Origin of the sequence: Halovenus amylolytica (assembly GCA_004015825.1) — an archaeon.
Lineage (GTDB): Archaea > Halobacteriota > Halobacteria > Halobacteriales > Haloarculaceae > Halovenus > Halovenus amylolytica.
Genome location: SAYS01000056.1, coordinates 1 through 1,395, shown reverse-complemented (window position 1 = coordinate 1,395; position 1,395 = coordinate 1). Strand labels below are relative to the sequence as shown.

At 59.8% G+C, this 1,395-nt stretch carries 1 protein-coding gene; it reads right to left on the bottom strand.

Translation table 11 applies throughout. The features are described 5' to 3' along the window. The coding region (sufB, locus tag EOW68_RS18265; protein ID WP_128226580.1) for a Fe-S cluster assembly protein SufB at positions 1-1,395 on the bottom strand (1,395 nt) is incomplete at its 5' end.

The following is a 1,395-nucleotide window of genomic DNA, read 5'->3' as shown; positions in this document are numbered from 1 at the left end:
TTATCCGAGACTACCCTCCATTTCGAGTTCGATCAGCCGGTTGAGTTCGACAGCGTACTCGATCGGAAGCTCTTCCGTGATCGGTTCGATGAAGCCCGCGACGATCATCTGTTTGGCGTCGTCGTCGTCCAGTCCCCGCGACTGGAGGTAGAAGACGTCTTCGTCGCCGATCTTTCCGACGGTCGCCTCGTGCGCGACGTCGACGTTCGATTCCTGGATCTCCATGTACGGCATCGTGTCCGACGTCGACGTGTTGTCGAACATCAGGGCGTCACATTCGACTGCGGTCGAGGAGCCTTTCGCGCCGTCGGCGATGTGCACCAGCCCACGGTAGTTCGTCCGTCCGCCGTCTTTCGAAATGGACTTGGATTCGATCGTGGATTTGGTGTCTGGCGCGTTGTGGTAGACTTTCGCACCCGTATCGATGTTCTGCCCCTCGCCGGCGAAGGCGATCGTGATGTGGTTGTCCGTCGCGCCCGGTCCCTTGAGGACCGTCGATGGGTACAGCATCGTGGCTTTCGACCCCATCGACCCGGAGACCCACTCCATCGTGGCGTCAGCCTCGGCGATGGCGCGTTTCGTGTTGAGGTTGTACGTATTCTTCGACCAGTTCTGCACCGTCGAGTACTGGACGTGGGCGTTTTCGCGCACGAAGACTTCGACACCACCGGAGTGCAAATTGAACTCGGAGTATTTGGGTGCCGAGCAGCCCTCGATGTAGTGGACTTCCGAGTTCTCTTCGGCGATGATCAGCGTGTGCTCGAACTGGCCCATCCCGTCGGTGTTCATCCGGAAGTACGCCTGCACGGGCATCTCCACGGTAGTATCTTCGGGGACGTAGACGAACGAGCCGCCGGACCAGATCGCGCCGTGCAGCGCAGCGAACTTGTTGTCGCTCGGCGGCACGGCTTTCGTCATGAAGTGCTCGCGCACGATTTCCGGGTGTTCCTGGACTGCTTTGTCCATGTCACAGAAGATGACACCTTTCTCTTCCCACCGCTCCTGCATGTTCTGATAGACGATCTCGGACTCGTACTGCGCGCCCACACCGGAGAGGGCGTTCTTCTCGGCTTCCGGGATACCCAGTTTGTCGAAGGTGTCCTGGATCTCCTCTGGCAGATCGTTCCAGTCGTCGACCCCGCCGCGGGTCTCGATGTCCGGGCGGATATAGGGGACGATTTCGTCGACGTCCACTTCAGAGAGATCCGGTGCGGCTGGCCAGTCGTCTGGCATCGGCATCTGCTGGAACTGCTCCAGCGCGCGGAGGCGTCGCTCGAGCATCCACTCGGGTTCGTCTTTGTCCTCGGAGATGAGGCGAATCGTCTCCTCGGTCAGCCCCTTCTCGGCCTCGAAGGCCGACTTCTCCTCTTTTTTGAACTCGAAGCGCTTCTCTGT